This window comes from Domibacillus epiphyticus, assembly GCF_001975785.1.
Lineage (GTDB): Bacteria > Bacillota > Bacilli > Bacillales > Domibacillaceae > Domibacillus > Domibacillus epiphyticus.
Genome location: NZ_MSFI01000002.1, coordinates 20,707 through 39,081, shown reverse-complemented (window position 1 = coordinate 39,081; position 18,375 = coordinate 20,707). Strand labels below are relative to the sequence as shown.

Sequence of the window (18,375 nt, the reverse complement as noted above, 5' to 3'; positions counted from 1 at the left end):
ACTGATCATACGTGAGTGCATATTATTTCAAAAAGGAGGGGACGAAATGACTCAGCATCCTGTTATTTTTGCTCATCGAGGCGCAAGTGGGACACATCCGGAGAATACGATGGCAGCGTTTGAAGCGGCAGCAAAGCTAGGTGCGGGCGGGATAGAACTTGATGTACAAGTAACGAAAGATGGAGAGATTGTCATTATTCACGATGAAACGGTGAATAGGACGACGAACGGACAAGGATTCATTCAAAGGATGACATACAAAGAAGTGGCCGGCCTTGACGCGGGAAGCTGGTTCGATACAACGTTTGCAGGAGAAAAAGTTCCGACACTGGATGAATTTTTCACCTGGGCATCGGGAAACGAACTGCAGATTAATATTGAACTTAAAACGAATAAAGTGCCGTATCACGGCATAGAACAAAAAGTGCTGGAACTCATTGAGGATTATAGAATGAGAGGGAGAGTGATCATCTCCTCCTTTAATTTGGACAGTGTACGGCGTGTGATCGAGCTTGACCCGTATATCGCAGTGGCTGGACTTGTATGGCGCATCCCAAGGGAAGCAGTTATGAATGCAAAGAAGTTAGGCCTGACTGCATTGCACACACAAGTTTCGTTTGCGCTCAGTGAATACGGGAAAGCAGCGGTAAATAGCGGAATTTTGCTTCGTCTTTATACGATTAATGAGAAGAGAGAATGGATGCGCGTAAAAGAAAGCGGCATGCCGATTGAAGCAATTATCACTGATTTTCCAGAACGATTTTTATGAATATCATTCAAATTCCTTTCTATTTCAGTACTTTTGAACTATAATTAAGATACACAAATAGGTGTTTGTATCTAATTTACATTTATGGTAATAGGAGTTGGTTTGGATGGAATTTGAAGAGTTAGTTAGGAAAATTAATAAACATGTTGAAGAACTAGACTATTTTTCAGCCAGAAAATACATTGAACAAAACATAGATGATCTTCAACAAAATAAACACTTATTAAACAGCAATGCGAGAGAAATTTTAATGTTTTTAGTTGATCAAATAAATTCGGGTCATGCTGCGATGACGAGACAGGAACTTTCCGCAATCAATGCAATTAATGAATATTCATATAAGTTTGATTTAAGAGGAATTAAAATGCTCCTGAAAAACCGAGCAGCGCTGTTTATGCGTGAAGATATTGATGGCTATTTGAATAAAGATGCCAAGGAAATTTTAACGGGAATGGGCGCAATAAAGAAATGATTATTTTTTTGATCGCGTAACAGTTGTAAATTTAATGCCACACCCACAAATGGTGCTGTGCTTTAATTTTTTGAGTGTTGTCCGGCAATCCGGGCAAATACTTTTACTATTACTCATGTTGCATTCTCCTTTTATGAGATAAAAGAGGTATCCGGCTGCCGCCGGATACCTCTTTATTTATTTTAGTTTTGTACTGGTACAGCAAGACCAAGACCTTCCGCAATGCGTGTTCCGTATTCAGGATCTGCTTTGTAGAAGTGGCCGATTTGACGAAGTTTAATGTCGTCTCTTTCGACTGGTTTCATAGCACCAACGATGTTGTTCACAAGGCGTGTACGCTCGTCTTCTGACAACAAACGGTACAAGTCGCCAGCTTGTGTGTAATGATCATCGTGGCTGTAAGAATGTTCACCGACTTGTCCAGAAACCTCATACGGTGTTACTTTGTGTTCTGGAGATTCTGTCGGGCCGTTAAAGCTGTTTGGCTCATAGTATACGGAGCCGCCGCCATTGCCGTCAAAGCGCATTTGACCGTCGCGCTGATGGTTATTTACTTCCACTTTCGGACGATTGATTGGCAAGTGTTGGTGGTTCGCTCCAACGCGGTAACGAGCTGCATCAGAGTATGCGAACAAACGGCCTTGCAGCATTTTGTCCGGAGATGGCTCAATGCCTGGTACGAGTGTGCCAGGTGAGAACGTTGCCTGCTCTACTTCAGCAAAGTAGTTTTCAGGATTGCGGTCAAGCACCATGCGGCCAACTTCGATTAGCGGATAATCTTTTTGCGACCATACTTTTGTCACATCAAACGGATCCCATTTATACGTATTGGCATCTTCAAGAGGCATGATTTGGACGCACAATTTCCATGCAGGGAAGTCGCCGTTTTCAATGGCATTGAATAAATCTTCTGTATGATAATCTGGATTTTCACCAGCAAGTTTCGCTGCTAAATCAACATCAAGGTTTTTAATGCCTTGCTCTGTTTTAAAGTGGTATTTCACCCAAACGCCTTCGCCTTTATCGTTCACCCATTTGAAAGTGTGGCTTCCAAATCCATGCTGGTGGCGAAGCGTTGCTGGAATACCACGGTCAGACATCAAAATTGTTACTTGGTGAAGTGATTCAGGTGATAAAGACCAGAAATCCCATACTGCAGTCGGATTTTTTAAGTGTGTCTTCGGATCACGTTTTTGTGTATGAATGAAGTCTGGGAATTTAATCGCATCGCGAATAAAGAACACAGGCGTGTTGTTTCCAACTAAATCATAGTTGCCTTCTTCTGTGTAAAATTTCACAGCGAAACCGCGTGGGTCACGTACTGTATCAGAAGAGCCAAGTTCACCGGCTACAGTTGAGAAACGAATAAACATTGGCGTGCGTTTTCCTACTTCAGATAAGAAGTCTGCTTTTGTGTATTGAGAAAGATCATTCGTTACTTCAAAGTACCCGTGAGCACCTGCCCCCTTTGCATGTACGACACGCTCAGGTACACGTTCGCGGTTAAAGTGTGCTAGTTTTTCAAGTAAATGAACGTCTTGGATTAATGCAGGGCCGCGCTGTCCGGCAGTTTGAGAGTTTTGGTTATCACCAACCGGGGCACCCCAGCCAGTTGTCAAACGGTTGTTTTTTTCGCTCAAATCAATCACCTCATAATTTAATATTTTAGTTGATAATGTAATGATAACACTTCTCAAGCAAAAGTCAATATTTATTTATAATTATTATTAACAAATATGGTTTATTACATAAAATCCATTTTCTCATCAATTTTTAATCAATTTCACAGGGAATATTAGTTTTTTGGGGGTAATTTGATCATAACAACGAGAAGTCAGGAGGAGAAAATATGAAGGTTGTTATGATCCCATCCGGTTTTAAGGAATGCCTCGATGCTGATGAAGTTGTCGCTGCTATGACAGCGGGAGCAAAACGATACGATCCATTTATCCAGACAGAGCAGGTGCCAATGATTGACGGCGGAGAAGGGTTTGCAAAAGCGATCGTCAAAATTAAAAAAGGCGAATTGATTTATAAAAAAATTACAGGACCGACAGGAAAAAAAATCATCAGCCACTATGGGTTGTACGTGGAAGGAGATAAACGGACCGCAGTGATCGAAATGGCAGCTGCGGCCGGTTTAAAGTTAGTGCCGAGAGATGCGAGAAATCCGTTAAAGACAACTACTTATGGTGTTGGTGAGTTAATACGCGACGCTCTTCATTTAGGTGTTGACCAAATGATCATTGGCTGCGGAGATTCAGGGACGTCTGATGGAGGTGCCGGGATGGCTCAAGCGCTCGGTGTTCGTTTTTTAAATGAACGAAAAGAAGAAATACATATAGCGGGTGGAGAGGATTTGCTGCGGGTGCATTCCATTGACCTCACTCACCTTGATCCGAGACTCAAAGATATACCGATTGATGTAGCGTGTAATTGGAATAACGTTTTATGCGGTGAAAATGGAGTTGCAAAGGTGTTCGGACCGCAAAAGGGAGCAACACCTGACCAGGTACAATCGTTATCTGCTGCTCTTCAACACTATGCGGGACTAATTCAAAAGATGACTGGAATGGATGTGCGCTGCTTGCCAGGGAGTGGAGCGTCAGGAGGACTGGGTGCAGGGTTAATCGCGTTTGCAAATGCGACATTGCATCCACGCTTTGATTTGATTATGAAGTTTATTCAAATGGAGAAAAAAATAGCCGGTGCGGATCTCGTCATTACGGCAGAGGGGAGCATTGATTTTCAAACGCCGCAAGGGAAGATTCCATGTGAAGTCGCAAGAATTGCAAAAAAATACGGGATCCCGGTTGTTGCGATTACAGGTACGATTGGGCAGGGAGCTGAACTGAACTATGCTGCGGGAATTGATGCCTACTCTAGTATTATTCAAAAGCCCGCAACGCTTGAAAAAGCGATATATAAAGCACCGCAGTGGATAGAAGAAAGTGTAGAGTGCATTTTACGTCAAGTGACGATCGGGTTGAAAATTGCGCATAAACAAATAGGAGCAAGAAAGGGGGCTTCGTGATGATCTGGAAACCTGCGGTCCTGAAAACAGCGTGGACTGACATTCTCGAATTCATTCAAACGTGTCAGACCCGGAACCTTCTCATCATGGCGATTCATGTTATCTTTGCTTTTCTCCTGTTGAAAATAGACTCGCTTGACTATTCAGGAAAACTAACAATGTTTGCTTTTTTGTCCGCGATGACATTGTGGATTTTAACGAAAGTGCCGGCAGGGCTCGTTGCGATGTGTATGCTCCTAGTGGTCATCCTGCTGAAAGCCGGAGAGCCGGACATTTTGTATCATTCCCTTTCAGAAGAAGTCGTCTGGCTGATGATCGGCTCTTTTATAATAGGAGAAGCGATTAAACAATCAGGACTCGCCGACCGGATAAGCCAAATGATTGTACAGCGAACACAGCGAAAAAGCAGCATTTTATCAATGCTGACGTTTGTTCTGTTTTTATCCTCTTTTTTTATTCCATCTACGTCCGGGCGAGCCGCTTTGTCGATGCCGGTTATGAAGCAATTAAGCAAGTTATTTTCAAAACCGGAAAATGAAGTGCTGGCAATGATCGTTCCGGTGATGATTTTAATGAGCACGTCTGCAACGCTCATCGGTGCCGGTTCTCATTTAATAGGCATTGGGATATTAAAAACGACCACGGGACAGTCCATTTCCTTTATGCAATGGCTGTTCTGGAGCGTCCCTTTTACACTGGTGGTGACGTTTCTTTCGCTTTATGTCATGAAGTGGAGGCTCTGGCCAAAACGAAGTAATCAAAGGACGGAACTCGTCGAGATAGAAAAAACAGAGAAAGTGCCGATGAGAAAAAAAGAAAAGAAAACCGCTTTTCTTATTCTGGCGGTGGCACTAGGTTGGGTAACGGAAAGTATTCATGGATACGATTTAGCCTTCGTAACAGTGTTCGGTGCGCTTTTGTTTGTCCTTCCAGAATTCGGTGTGATGAGCTGGAAACAAGGTATTCACTCTGTATCGTGGAATTTGATTTTATTTGTTGCGGCAGCGTCGGCTCTTGGGGAACAGCTTGTTGAATCTGGAGTGGTTCAGTGGATTGAGGAAGAAATGTTCAGTTTTTTATATTTTTTTACAGATACGCCCGAATGGTTTATCGTATTCATCATTTTATTCGTTGCCGTCACAAGCCATTTATATATAACATCACATACGACGCGAGCTGTTGTATTAATACCAACTTTTATTGTATTTGGACAGACGATCGGGGCGGATTCAGCTGGAATCGTTTTTTTGAGTTTAATCGGTATGAATTATTGTGTGACGCTGCCTGTCAGTTCGAAAGCCCTTCTACTTTTTTATGAAGAGGGCAATATGACCTATGATGCAAAAAAACTTCTTCATATTAGTATATATTTAATGCCTCTTTACGTCCTTGTCATGTTCCTGTTTTATTTTACATACTGGAAATGGACGGGTTTGTCTATTTAAACGAGGTGGGAAAATGAGCGATCACATACTAATTATTGAAGATGATGAACATATTGCCCGGGTAATACAGCTCGAGCTTGAGTATGAAGGCTTTAAAACAAGTGTGGTCCATAGCGGTAGAGAGGGGCTGGCTCTTTTAAAGAAAGAACCGGTTCAGCTTGTCATTCTCGATGTCATGATTCCGGAATTAAACGGGATGGAAGTTTTGCGTCGCATCCGGTCAATGAATGAAGAGACGATCGTCATTATGCTGACGGCGAGAAACTCTGTTTACGATAAAGTCAGCGGTCTCGATTTGGGTGCAAATGATTATATGACTAAACCATTTGAAATCGAGGAACTCTTGGCCAGGATTCGGACTCATTTACGTTTTCATCCCCGAAAACGGGATGAACCTGATGACTCAATTTCGATCCGCCATTTAATGATCCGGTCTGATGCCCGTGAGGTTTACGTGAACGGTTCGATAGTAGACTTAACACCAAGAGAATATGATCTTTTAATGTATTTGGCAGAAAATAAAAACCGCGCTTTGGAACGAGGGCAAATAGTAAATCAAGTGTGGGGATATGACTACTTCGGGGATACAAATGTTGTCGATGTGTATATCCGGTATTTGCGAAAAAAACTGCAGCCCACGGATGAGGAACCTTTTATTCAAACAGTACGCGGTGTCGGCTATATGATTAAGGATTAAGCGGGATGAGGCTTAGTACGCGCATACAATTGTCGATTACAGTGCTGTTAATTTGTCTTTTGATCATTGCAAACACGGCTATTTACGTATTATTTAAATGTACAATCATTGAGTCCGAACAACAGCGGCTTTTAAATACAGCAAATACTATTTTAAAAGAGCTGAATACAAACAGTGAATCGTCAACAGAGCAGGTACTGAGGGCTTATTTAATCAATAATGGCATGATTAAAGTTGTGGGCAGTGACCATCATCCGGTACATGAATTCGTGACAGATAAACGCTACAGGTCTATTGTGACTTCATTTAAAGATGATCAATACGAACAGGTCCTGTCATTTAAGCAGTCCCAATTTGCGGTTGTGTCTATTCCGATGATTAACAGCGAAGGCGAAGTTATGAATTTGCAAATCGTCGAAAACATAGACAGCTTGATGGAGAATGTAACGGACTTGAAATGGGTGCTCGTCTTTACATCCATTGTTGTCATCACGCTTTTATTTATTGCGAGCTGGATTCTGGGTAATATTATTTCCAGGCCTATTCAGCGGCTTATTTATACAATGAAAACAATTGAAGAAAAAGAATCGTATGAGCAGATTGAGATATCCGGAAAAAACAATGACGAATTAAATGAACTGGCTGCCACCTTTAACCGGATGATTGCTAAGCTGGAAAACAGCTATATGAAACAGGAGCAGTTTGTGTCGGATGCGTCCCATGAATTAAAAACACCGCTTACGGTCATTTCAAGCTATATGAAGTTGCTTCGCCGCTGGGGAACGACTCGTGCGGATGTAATGGAAGAAGCGATGACAGCAATTGAATCTGAGTCATCGCGTATGAAATATTTGACGGAACAGCTTTTGCAGCTGGCAGTATCAGAAGAGTTAATTGAAAATGACCGGGAACGGATGAACATTGTACCGGTTGTTCATAAAACGATAGAGCGGTTGCAAATGACGGATGCACAGGAGATTCACTTTTCTCCGGATTCCCGATCGTTATACGCAGATGTGCACGAACAAAGCTTTATTCAACTTCTCGTCATATTACTGGATAACGCCCGGAAATACAGCAATGACGCCATCCATGTCGCCCTTGAAGAAGAAAATAACTGGATAAAGCTTTCGGTGGAAGATCGTGGAATCGGCATACCGGAGGATGCTCAGCCATACGTATTTGATCGTCTATACCGGGTAGATCAAGTAAGAAGCCGAAAAACGGGCGGGGCAGGATTAGGATTATCGATTGCGAAAAGAATCAGTGAACAGCACGGCGGCAGTATTTCAATGAAAAGTGTGGAAGGTGCAGGCTCTGTTTTTACCGTGATTCTGCCAAAATCGGAGGCGTAAGATGAAAATAAAGATATTTCTTATAGCTGTTATCGTGATTGGACTGGGATTCGTCTTATACGAAGGACTGTTCAACAATCGGCCGGCAATAATTTCACAGAAACAGGCAGAAAAGATTGTGACTGACATGTATGGCGGTAACATTGTATCAGTAAAATGGGATCAGCCCAAATACGATTATTACATGGTGATCAAAAACGAGAAAGGGACGTACAGTCTTTCAGTAGATGGGAAAACGAAAAAGATTAATAATGTTAAGATGATGGAAAAAGAGGAAGCGTTGTTAACGCTTGAAGAAGCAAAAGAGAAAATAATTGCGGAATCAAATGGGCGGGTCACAGAGATTAAGGCTATGCGCGAACAAGGGAAACAGTATGCGGAAGCGATTGTGTCAAAAGAAGAGAAGCAATTTCGGGTTATCTATGATCTGATAAACGAAAAGACGGTTTCTTCAAAGGAAATAAAAGACTCCCCAGCAGAAAAAGCAGAGAATGTTATTTCAGAACAGCGTGCGAGGGAAATTGCGTTGAAGACTGTAAACGGCAGTGTCACCAATGTATCAAAAATAAACTCGAAAACGGGTCCCTTGTATAAAGTGACGGTAGAGAACAGCAAAGACGGTGCGCATGTATACATACAAGAAACAACAGCAAAATTATCATCTATTTACTGGTTTAAAAAGGTTCAAAAAGAATCACCAAAAACAAAAACGAATACGCCGCCAGTTGAATCAGATGATGATGACGTGGATGATGAAGATACTGACACGGATTCAGATGATCAAGTAGATGACGACTAAAAAAGGAACGTCCCGCCGATTGCGGGACATTCCTTTTTTATATAAAGCCTATTAATGCACCGCCGACAGCACCTGTCAGTACAACAATCCATGGCGGAAGCTTCCAATAAACAAGCATGCTGAACAAAATCGCAGCAAATGCAAAATCGATTGGTGCCAGAATAGAGCTTATCCAAATTGGCGTATAGAAAGCGGATATCAAAATGCCGACAACTGCTGCATTCACGCCCATAAGCGCACCTTGAATCTTTGGGTTATGACGAACCATATCCCAGAATGGAAGGGCGCCAAGAATAAGTAAAAATGCAGGTAAGAAAATCGCAAATGTAGCCAGCAATCCGCCCTGCCAGCCATTAATGACCGCACCAATATAAGCAGCGAATGTGAATAATGGTCCCGGGACCGCCTGTGCAGCACCATATCCAGCTAAAAATTGTTCTTCATTTAACCAGCCATTCGGCACAAATTCACGTTCAAGCAGAGGAAGGACAACATGACCGCCGCCAAAAACGAGTGCACCTCCGCGATAAAAGCTGTCAAACATGGCAACCCAGTTGAGTGAAGTCACTTCACGCAGGATTGGAAGTGCGATAAGTAATACAAAAAAGAGCGTGAGACAAATCGCACCGAAACGACGTGAAAGTGGGAAAGAGAAAGGTTCGGATTTATCCTGTGCATATTCTTTATACAGAAGAAACCCGATGAAACCGGATAAAAGAATGACACCAACTTGCGTGAAGGCTGTCTGCCAGAGCAATGTAATGGTCAATGCGGCTAGCGCGATTGCCTTTCGCTTTAAATCCGGCGTTAATTTTTGAGCCATTCCAAGTATCGCATGCGCAACGACAGCAACGGCAACGATTTTTAACCCATGAATCCAGCCGGCATCTCCAATATCAAATCCTTGAAGAAGAAGGGCGAATAGAATCAAAGCAAGAACGGAAGGCATTGTAAAGCCAATAAAAGCAAGAACACCGCCAATTACCCCGCCACGAATAACCCCTACACCAATCCCGACCTGGCTGCTTGCCGGTCCAGGCAAAAACTGACAGAGTGCTACTAAATCAGCGTAGTTTTTTTCATCCATCCATTTTCGTCTGCGAACGTATTCTTCATGAAAATATCCTAAATGAGCAACCGGTCCACCAAATGAAGTTAAACCAAGCCGAGTTGACACAAGTAAAATTTCCATCCACGTTCTAACATTAATTTTTCGCATAATCGTCCCCTCACTCTTTTATTTCCTTGAAAAGTTCAGACGCTTTTTTTCGTGCCTCTTGTAATATCTTCTTTCCTTTATCTGTCGTCGTGTAATATTTTCGGATTTTCCCGGCCACGTTCCGGTCTTCGCGCGTCAGCAGGCCGTCTTTTTCCATCGTATGGAGGATCGGATACAACGTTCCAGGGCTTATCTCATAGCCATGTTCCCGCAATTCTTCGAGCATCCATGCACCAAATATGGGATATTCTTTAGCGTGGTGTAAAATGTGAATATGAATAAATCCAAGAAACAGCTTTCGCAGAACCTTATCTTCCAACGAATTACCTCCCCTTGTATCGAAAATCAATATCGATATTCGTAATTGATTTTACATTCTTTTCTACCTCAAATCAACCAACATAAGCATAGTTTGTTTCACGAGGAACAGTTCAGAAGTTTGTAATATTTAAAGAGGCTTTTCCTGTTATGATAAGGAAAAGGATTTAAATTGGATGGTTAAAATGTTATTAAATTGGATGGTTCTTTTTTAACAATATTTTTTATGATAAAAGGATGGGGGTGGAGCCATGAAGTGGATGGTGATGGCACTCCAAGCGGGTGTTCTTTACGTAATTAGTTTAGTTGGAAATCAGATAGCGGATTGGCTTAATTTATCGATACCCGGTAGTTTAATTGGGATGATCCTGCTGTTTATCTTGCTCACAACGGGTATTTTACCGTCAAAATGGGTTGAGATGGGAGCGTTGAAACTTGTTGCATTTATGCCGCTCTTTTTAATCCCGGCGACAACAGGAGTGATCGATTATGGGGCATTCTTTTTGCAAGAGGGAATCGGACTGGTTGTAGTGATTATCGGCAGCACACTAATGACACTTGCTGTTTCCGCCTTTGTTAGTGATAGGCTTGCCAGAAAAGAGGAACAACAATGGGATGGATCGTAATCACTGTTTTTGTTTACTTTCTGGCTGTGAAAATAAATGAAAAGGCTTCATCTCCTTTTACGCTGCCGGTTTTAACAACAACTGCCTTTTTTGTTGTGTTATTTTCCCTGACTGGTACGTCCCACAAAGAATATGTGGGGAGCGGAGCAAAATGGCTGTCACTATTTTTAAATGCATCTATTGTGGCGCTTGCTATTCCGCTTTATAATCAGCGGCGTCTTTTAAAAACACATTTTTTTTCTATTTTGTTAGGTTCATGTCTCGGTATTTTGTTAACTGTGCTTATTGCTGTTCTGGCTGGAAAATCGATCGGACTCAGTAATTCGATTATTGCATCGATCATTCCGCAGTTAACGACGATGCCAATTGCCCTTGCATTATCCGGAAAAATAGAGGGGATTCCAGCGATTACTGCAGCATTTGTGGTCATTGCGGGGATAACCGGTGCTATTGCAGGACCGATTATCATGCGGATCCTTCGCGTGAAAAGCACAATTGGCAGAGGAGTTGGAATGGGATGTGCTTCACATATAATCGGGGTAAGCCAGTTATTAAAAAATGAAAAGGAAGCAGCCGCCATCGGTTCCGTCACAATGATTGCGACCGGGATCACCGCAAGTTTTATCATTCCGTATATAATTGGCTATTTTTTATAAAAGAAAGGGGGAATTCAAAAATGAAAATTGCTATAGCATTAATCATTATTATTTTGTTCATTTCACTTATCGGCACTTTGTTCGTAACAAAAAACGAGGATGCGAAATACGGGGAGTCCACGAAGAGGAATACGATTAACTTATCCATTATATATGTCCTTTTGTTTGTCGGGCTGACAATTGGTGTCGTCTGGTATATTGTGAGCGTGATATAAGCAGGAAGGTGATAACATGGAGTGGAGGCCGGACCGGACCGCGAAAAAAGCGGTGTATAAACAAATTGCCGATTATATTGAACAGGGAATTTCCACCGGTCTTTATTCGTCGGAAAGCGCGCTTCCATCGGAACGTCTTCTGGCTAAAGAGCTTGGTGTAAACAGAAGTACCGTTGTAGCGGCATATGAAGAGCTGAAGTCGCTGGGCATTGTCGAACGAAAAAAAGGGAGCGGCACCCGAATCAGCACAGATATTTGGGGGATTTCCCATAAGCGCATTCCTAATTGGGGCCGTTACATGGAAGATGGCTCCTTTTTGCCGAATCTGCCCCTCGTCCAGCGCATTCGCACAGAAAATCAAAAGAGAAACATCATCAATTTATCCAGCGGCGAATTGTCTCCAGGACTTCTTCCTCGTGAACAATTCAAAACAATTATGGCAGAAAACCCGTTTCTCGACCATCTTGGCTACGATCACCCGCAAGGAAATGCGGCATTGCGGGAAACGATTGCGCATCATGTGAAAGAGTATAAAAAGATACACACGCTTCCGGCTTCTATTTTAATCACATCCGGTGCACAGCAGGCACTTCATTTAATTATTCAATGCCTGTTGAAACCTGGCGATTCCATTGCGATTGAGGATCCATCATACTGTTATTCGCTGCCTATTTTTCAGTCAGCAGGCATAAATACGTTTCTCTTGCCTGTTGACCAGCATGGGATTAATCCAGATGATGTAATCGCTCTTCATAGAAAACATCGTATTCGAATGCTTTTTTTAAATCCAGATTTTCAAAACCCGACCGGTTTAAAGATGAGCCCGGCTCGACGAAAACGAATTCTTGAAATTTCTTCTGAATTGGGCATCCCGATTATTGAAGACGATCCGTATTCACTGACGTCTTTTAACAGCGAAGTAAGTGATACACTAAAATCGATGGATGGGAACGGCAATGTGCTTTATATCAGTTCATTATCAAAAATCGTGGCTTCCGGCCTGCGGATTGGATGGGTGATTGGACCGGAAAATGTAATTGAGCGGCTCGCAGACGCAAAACAGCAGGTTGATTTTGGCCACAGTATATTTCCCCAGTGGGCCGCAAATGAATTTCTGAAATCACCGTCTTTCGATAAACATATTCATATGATTCGAAGTGAATTAAAGATACGCCGGGATGAGATTGTTGTCAGCTTGGATCAATACGTAAAAAAAGAAGTAGACTATTTTATTCCAGAAGGCGGCATTCATATATGGTGCCGGTTGAAACATGCCGTCAATGAACAGCAGCTTCTCGAGGAATCGATGAAGAGGGGTCTGTCGTTCGTGCCCGGCAGTGTTTTTGGCTCGCAAAAAAGGTATGTCCGCTTTACATTTGGAAGAGAAGAAACGGATGTGATTGGGGAAGGGATTGCGCGGTTTGCGGAAGCGTTGAGTGTTTGTGTAAAAACGTAGAGCGGTTTCGTTTTATTTTCCCCCTTTTACAAATAGATTCATCCTATATAACGCAACCGGAGATCAATATGATCTCCGGTTTTTAATAAGCTGGAAGGTGTAATATCATTCATACATGTTCTAGTATAATAGTGAAAAACGACATTTCAATTCGTACGAGAGGTGGATCTCATGAAAATTGTCATTGCACCGGATTCGTTTAAAGAAAGTTTAAGTGCTCGGCAGGTAGCTGAAGCAGTGGAAAAAGGAATGCGGACGGTCTTGCCCGATATAGATTATGTTAAAGTCCCAATGGCAGACGGGGGGGAAGGAACAGTTCAGTCACTAGTGGATGCGACAGGAGGAAGGATAATTGAAAAAACGGTAACCGGACCTTTAGGAGAGCCTGTTGACGCTTTTTTCGGATTAACTGGCACCGGAAAAACCGCCGTAATTGAAATGGCGGCAGCTTCCGGACTTCATCTCGTTCCTTTAGAAAAAAGAAATCCGCTTTTCACAACCACACGCGGAACGGGAGAACTCATTCTCGCCGCAATGGATTGTGGAGTCGATCATATAATCATCGGCATTGGCGGAAGTGCGACGAACGATGGCGGGGCGGGCATGGTCAAAGCACTTGGCGCATCGCTAGTAAATGCGGAAGGATTTGAAATCGGGGAAGGCGGTGGAGTACTTCATACGCTTGATTCTATTGATATATCCAATCTTGACCCGCGTCTTGATCATATAAAAATTGACGTAGCTTGTGATGTCGATAATCCATTAACAGGGGGCAAAGGCGCATCTGCTATATTTGGACCTCAAAAAGGTGCAACGCCGGATATGGTGAAGGAACTGGATAAAAGTCTGGCCCATTATGCGACAATTATTGAGCGTGATTTACAAAAAAAAATCAGAAATGTCCCGGGTGCGGGTGCAGCCGGGGGACTTGGAGGCGGACTGCTTGCTTTTTTACATGCGGAATTAAAAAGTGGTGTGGACATCGTCATTGAGGCAGCTGGACTGGCGGAAAAGATAAAGGGCGCAACGCTTGTGATTACCGGTGAAGGCAAGATTGACAGTCAGACGATATACGGAAAAACGCCGATTGGCGTGGCGAAAATAGCCAAAAAATCAGGTGTTCCCGTTATTGCGATTGCGGGAAATGTTACGCCTGACAGCGATGTTGTTTATGATTATGGAATTGATGCTGTTTTCAGCATTGTCCCTGGGGCTGTTCCACTATCTGAAGCATTGGAATATGCGATGAATAATGTGGAAAGAACAGCAAGAAACGTGGCAGCTGCATTTAAGATAGGAAGAACCAGTTGAAATGGAAAACCAACTCTTTGAAACGAAGAGATGGTTTTTTTGTGAGGAAAAAAGAAAAATAGAAAAAAGAGAAAACAAGGAAGGGTATAAAGAATACCCGGTATGATCGTGAAAAATCCCCGCTAAAGTTAGTGTCAGCGGGGTTTTCGCATTATCATTCATTTGCTTGTTTTTCTGGACGTTTTCTCTTGTTTATTCCACCTTATTTTCAGGACGAGTCGAAGCATCGCTGGTACTGCAAAAAAAATAAACATCATACGAAAAAGCTGGTAGCTTGTTACAGTGGAAACGTCGGCATTCACTTCATGCGCGACAATACTCATTTGATCCATGCCGCCAGGAGCTAAGCTTAAAAAACTAGTCAGTGAAGACAAATCATATTGTTTGGAAAGCAGGACACTAAAAGCGAATGACGCACAAATGAGAAGAAGTCCGCTGATAATAGAGAGAGAGATCATTTTCGTTTTATCCTTTAATTGCTCGGGCTTTAATAATAATCCGATGTAGCCGCCGATCATAAATTGAGAAACGTCGAGAAGAGAAGGCGGCAAGAGCGGGCCATGAACACCAGAGATTGTCAAAGAAGAAGCCGCTATAACAGGTCCTAAAAAATAAGGTGCCGGTAATTTTATTTTTTCTCCAAGTTTTGCAGCCAGATAACAAACGAGTCCAAATGCTACAATGCTTGGGAATAAATCCCCCCATTGCGGGACGGTATCAGTCAGCATTGCGAATGAGGATATGGAGCTATCTGGTGTAAATAAAGGACTGAAAACGAGAAACGGTACAAAAAACACGACCATTAGCACGCGAATTACGTGGAAAAAGGCGACCGTTGTAATGTCAATATCCTTCATTTCTTCTGCGAAAATAATTATTTGAGACAAGCCCCCGGGAATACTTGCTGTTAATGCAGTAGGGTAATCGATGCCAGAAATCTTTGAAATAAATAAAGCGATAAGCGCGCAAAAAACAACAATCAGGCATGTATAGAGCATCATGGCAGAGAGTTGATCGGTTATTTGGAAAAGAGACTCTTTCGTGAACGACATTCCAATGGAGTATCCTGCGATAATTAATCCTGTATCTCGAATCTTTGCAGACCAGGCAAGGTGTATTCTTTTGAAACGCGATGCTAGTAAAAGCGCAGTCATAGGACCGAGAAGCCACGGAATAGGCGTCTGGATCGCCCAAAAAATACCCCCGCCCATAAAGGCAATGACAGCTGCAGCAGCTATTTGGGTTGATGCGCTTTGTTCAGTTACATGCCACTTTTTCATCTTAAACCCTTCTTTTTAAGTACTCTTCATTTTCGATTGTTGTAAAAAGTTAATGAATGCTTTCACATGAACCAATTCTAACGTAACATCCCGATAGAAAATCCACGTGTTTCGAAGTAAATATTGATGATCCGGCAAAACGATCGGGATCATCTGCAAAGGATCTTCTTTTTTGACGCATATTTCAGGCAAGATTGCGTAGCCAAGCCCATTTAATACGAGTTGTTTGCACGTATCGATCCGGTCAACTTCCATCGAAATCAACGGTGGTACCGTATATGTTTCCTGCCACCATTGTTCAATAACATGCTGTAAAGACTGGTCCGTTTTATAATTAATTCTTGGGAGCGACGGAAGGTCTTTGAAGTCTACTTTAGTACTGGATGCAAGACATATTTTTTCGGAATGAAACAGCACTTTTTTATCATGCCAATGATAGTCTCCTCTTATAATGCCGACGTGAGCCTCTTCTTTTTGAAGCATTTGACTAATGTCAGCACTCCAGCCGGTTTTTAAGTTAATCTCGACGTCAGGATATTGAGATAGGAAATCTTTTAAAAGTGTTGGGAGCTCGTACCGGGCAAACATACCTGAGGCACCTAAACGAAGTGCCCCTTTTACCGTGTTATCCATATTTAAAAGGTGTTCCTTTGTCTTTCTTAATTGCATCTGCATCTCTTTTGCATATTGGACAAGATAGTCCCCTTTTACTGTGAATTCGACCCCTTTCTTTCCTCTGGAGACGATTTTTGTGTCAAACTCTTTTTCTAGTTGCTGAATGCGATAGGTTAAAGCCGGCTGCGAAATATAAAGCCGGTGCGCTGCTTTTGTTATGTTTCTTTCTTCGTATAGTGTGACTAAGATGGACCAGTCTTTTTCATCCATTCAATAGTCCTCCTATCATCATAAATAATCATTATGGATAATGTGAGAAAGCTTATATTTTGTTGATTGATACGTATAATACAACTCATTTCAAATAAAATCCAGTCTAATTTTCTATCTATAAAAGTATTTTATGAACTTGCATAGAAAAACAATATTATTTTTATTGCGAACGCTCTATTACGATTACGTTATAACGAATTACGCAGGAGGGATTGGAATGAGTCGTTCTACTAGTTATGATGTCGTTGTTGTTGGTGCAGGAAATGCGGCTTTATGTGCTGCAATTGCAGCAAAAGAAGGTGGGGCGAATGTTCTAGTGTTAGAAAAGGGCCCAGTTGAAAAGCGAGGAGGGAATTCATTTTTTACAGATGGTGCCATCCGCGTCGCATACGAGGATTTACAATCAATCCGTCAAGTGGTAACGGATTTGACAGACGAACAGGCGGAGCATATTGTCATGCCGGAATATAAAGAAAGCGATTACTATGAAGATTTAATGCGGGTGACAGCTGGTAAAAGCGATCCATCATTAGCAAAGCAGCTCGTTTCAAAATCGTATGAAACGCTTGTATGGATGAAGGATCAAGGCATTACATTTGAATTGAATTATGATAACCAATCGTTTGAACAGGAGGGGAAGCGCCATTTTTGGGGTGGTCTTCCAGTGAAAACAGTAGATAAAGGTGTTGGTTTAATGAAGCAGCTTTTCGACCGGGTAAATAAGCTGGGCATTGATATCTGGTATAGTTCACGTGCGGTAAAGCTCGTAACAGAGAATGAAGGAGTTACAGGGATTGTTGTCGAAAAAGAAAACGGTGCCGTCACTGTGAATGCGCATAGCGTTATTCTCGCTTGCGGGGGGTTTGAAGCAAATAAGGAAATGAGAAGTGAATTCATCGGTGAAGAATGGGAAGCAGCGATTGTGAGAGGAACTGAATTTAATACAGGAGATGGCATCTCTATGGCGCTGGCTGTCGGTGCACAGAAATATGGACAGTGGTCTGGCTGCCATTCAATCGGCACAGATTACAACGCACCAAAAGTGGGCGATTTCACAAAGCCGGGAGATATTTTCAAAAAGCATTCATATCCTTATAGTGTGATGATTAATAAAGATGGGCATCGATTTGTAGATGAAGGGGCCGACTTTCGGAATTACACATATGCAAAATATGGTCGTGAAATATTAAAACAGCCTGACCATATAGCGTATCAAATTTACGATGCACAAGTACGCCATATGCTTCGCAAAGAGTATGACCTGGAAGAAGCAACATGTTATCAGGCAAACACACTGGGGGAACTAGTGAATTTACTGCCTGATGTGAATAAGGAGCAATTCCTGAAAACGATAGAAGAGTATAACGCCGCGGTGCAGGAAGGGGACTATAACCCGACTGAAAAAGATGGAAAAGGGACAAATGGACTCGCGCTGCCAAAATCGAACTGGGCGCTTCGAATTGAGAAAGGCCCCTTTTACGCGTTCCCGGTCACATGTGGAATCACGTTTTCTTTTGGAGGGCTGCTTGTGAATAAAGAAGGACAAGTGCTTGATAAAGAGCAGCAGCCTATAAGAGGACTTTTTGCAGCAGGGGAGATGGTTGGGGGGATTTTTTACGAAAACTACCCGGGCGGCTCTGGTTTAATGTCAGGAGCTGTGTATGGAAAATTAGCTGGTACATCAGCTGTGCAATTCGCTTCTATGAATGGTGCGGAGACCGCTGCAAATTAAATGATGAATGGATCACAGACGGTGAATGTTCGGTAAGTCTGTGATCTTTGTCCACAACCGTTGCCTAACAGAAGACCTATTTTTGTATCCGCTTTCAAAAATG

Annotated in this window: 18 protein-coding genes; 13 read left to right on the top strand and 5 right to left on the bottom strand. The window is 42.4% G+C overall.

Going from position 1 to position 18,375, the window contains the following annotated elements; genetic code table 11:
- Window positions 1–46: 46 nt before the first annotated feature.
- Window positions 47–769: a glycerophosphodiester phosphodiesterase gene (locus BTO28_RS01795; RefSeq protein WP_076763497.1), complete on the top strand. Its 723-nt coding sequence runs from the start codon at window positions 47–49 to the stop codon at window positions 767–769.
- 106 nt (window positions 770–875) lie between these two features.
- Window positions 876–1,241 carry a hypothetical protein gene (locus tag BTO28_RS01790; RefSeq protein ID WP_076763496.1) on the top strand — a complete coding sequence of 122 codons (366 nt, stop codon included), beginning with the start codon at window positions 876–878 and terminating at the stop codon, window positions 1,239–1,241.
- A 182-nt stretch (window positions 1,242–1,423) separates the two neighbouring features.
- Here the strand turns inward: BTO28_RS01790 and katA are convergent, their stop codons facing one another.
- Window positions 1,424–2,881, bottom strand: a complete 1,458-nt coding sequence (gene katA / locus BTO28_RS01785; RefSeq protein ID WP_076763494.1) for a catalase KatA — start codon at window positions 2,879–2,881, stop codon at window positions 1,424–1,426.
- Window positions 2,882–3,090: 209 nt separating this feature from the next.
- Between katA and BTO28_RS01780 the strand changes: the two genes are divergently transcribed.
- The 5 genes from BTO28_RS01780 to BTO28_RS01760 are packed head-to-tail and all read left to right on the top strand — an operon-like array spanning window position 3,091 to window position 8,571.
- Window positions 3,091–4,275 (top strand): glycerate kinase family protein, encoded by a 1,185-nt coding sequence (locus BTO28_RS01780; RefSeq protein ID WP_076763492.1) that lies wholly within the window; start codon window positions 3,091–3,093, stop codon window positions 4,273–4,275.
- The gene (locus BTO28_RS01775; RefSeq protein WP_233129801.1) at window positions 4,275–5,720 is read left to right on the top strand and encodes an SLC13 family permease; all 1,446 of its coding nucleotides are present in this window, start codon (window positions 4,275–4,277) and stop codon (window positions 5,718–5,720) included. The genes BTO28_RS01780 and BTO28_RS01775 overlap by 1 nt, the downstream gene beginning before the upstream one ends.
- A gap of 13 nt (window positions 5,721–5,733) precedes the next feature.
- Window positions 5,734–6,417: a response regulator transcription factor gene (locus BTO28_RS01770; protein WP_076763490.1), complete on the top strand. Its 684-nt coding sequence runs from the start codon at window positions 5,734–5,736 to the stop codon at window positions 6,415–6,417.
- Window positions 6,418–6,422: 5 nt separating this feature from the next.
- The gene (locus BTO28_RS01765; RefSeq protein WP_076763488.1) at window positions 6,423–7,772 is read left to right on the top strand and encodes a sensor histidine kinase; all 1,350 of its coding nucleotides are present in this window, start codon (window positions 6,423–6,425) and stop codon (window positions 7,770–7,772) included.
- Window position 7,773: 1 nt separating this feature from the next.
- Entirely contained in the window at window positions 7,774–8,571 is a 798-nt protein-coding gene (locus BTO28_RS01760; RefSeq protein ID WP_076763486.1) for a PepSY domain-containing protein, read from the top strand.
- 37 nt (window positions 8,572–8,608) lie between these two features.
- On the opposite strand, the gene chrA is transcribed toward BTO28_RS01760, so the two are convergent.
- Both chrA and BTO28_RS01750 read right to left on the bottom strand, forming a co-directional pair.
- Window positions 8,609–9,790: a chromate efflux transporter gene (gene chrA / locus BTO28_RS01755; RefSeq protein ID WP_076763485.1), complete on the bottom strand. Its 1,182-nt coding sequence runs from the start codon at window positions 9,788–9,790 to the stop codon at window positions 8,609–8,611.
- Window positions 9,791–9,800: 10 nt separating this feature from the next.
- Entirely contained in the window at window positions 9,801–10,109 is a 309-nt protein-coding gene (locus BTO28_RS01750) for a PadR family transcriptional regulator (RefSeq protein WP_076763483.1), read from the bottom strand.
- 250 nt (window positions 10,110–10,359) lie between these two features.
- On the opposite strand from BTO28_RS01750, the gene BTO28_RS01745 reads away from it, so the two are divergent.
- The 5 genes from BTO28_RS01745 to BTO28_RS01725 all read left to right on the top strand — a co-directional run bounded on the left by BTO28_RS01745 (window position 10,360) and on the right by BTO28_RS01725 (window position 14,372).
- Window positions 10,360–10,734, top strand: a complete 375-nt coding sequence (locus tag BTO28_RS01745) for a CidA/LrgA family holin-like protein (protein ID WP_076763481.1) — start codon at window positions 10,360–10,362, stop codon at window positions 10,732–10,734.
- The gene (locus tag BTO28_RS01740; RefSeq protein WP_076763479.1) at window positions 10,719–11,390 is read left to right on the top strand and encodes an LrgB family protein; all 672 of its coding nucleotides are present in this window, start codon (window positions 10,719–10,721) and stop codon (window positions 11,388–11,390) included. The genes BTO28_RS01745 and BTO28_RS01740 overlap by 16 nt, the downstream gene beginning before the upstream one ends.
- A gap of 20 nt (window positions 11,391–11,410) precedes the next feature.
- Complete coding sequence (locus BTO28_RS01735; RefSeq protein ID WP_076763477.1) at window positions 11,411–11,605, top strand: hypothetical protein; 195 nt, start codon at window positions 11,411–11,413, stop codon at window positions 11,603–11,605.
- Window positions 11,606–11,621: 16 nt separating this feature from the next.
- A complete protein-coding gene (gene pdxR / locus BTO28_RS01730; RefSeq protein ID WP_076763475.1) occupies window positions 11,622–13,061 on the top strand; it encodes a MocR-like pyridoxine biosynthesis transcription factor PdxR in 1,440 nt (479 codons plus the stop codon).
- A gap of 171 nt (window positions 13,062–13,232) precedes the next feature.
- Window positions 13,233–14,372: a glycerate kinase gene (locus tag BTO28_RS01725; protein ID WP_076763473.1), complete on the top strand. Its 1,140-nt coding sequence runs from the start codon at window positions 13,233–13,235 to the stop codon at window positions 14,370–14,372.
- A gap of 158 nt (window positions 14,373–14,530) precedes the next feature.
- Here the strand turns inward: BTO28_RS01725 and BTO28_RS01720 are convergent, their stop codons facing one another.
- Window positions 14,531–15,652 (bottom strand): AbrB family transcriptional regulator, encoded by a 1,122-nt coding sequence (locus BTO28_RS01720; protein ID WP_076763471.1) that lies wholly within the window; start codon window positions 15,650–15,652, stop codon window positions 14,531–14,533.
- Window positions 15,653–15,667: 15 nt separating this feature from the next.
- Window positions 15,668–16,537, bottom strand: a complete 870-nt coding sequence (locus BTO28_RS01715) for a LysR family transcriptional regulator (protein WP_076763469.1) — start codon at window positions 16,535–16,537, stop codon at window positions 15,668–15,670.
- A gap of 220 nt (window positions 16,538–16,757) precedes the next feature.
- Here BTO28_RS01715 and tcuA point away from each other — a divergent pair, with 220 nt between their 5' ends.
- Complete coding sequence (gene tcuA, locus BTO28_RS01710) at window positions 16,758–18,272, top strand: FAD-dependent tricarballylate dehydrogenase TcuA (protein WP_076763468.1); 1,515 nt, start codon at window positions 16,758–16,760, stop codon at window positions 18,270–18,272.
- Window positions 18,273–18,375: the final 103 nt, after the last annotated feature.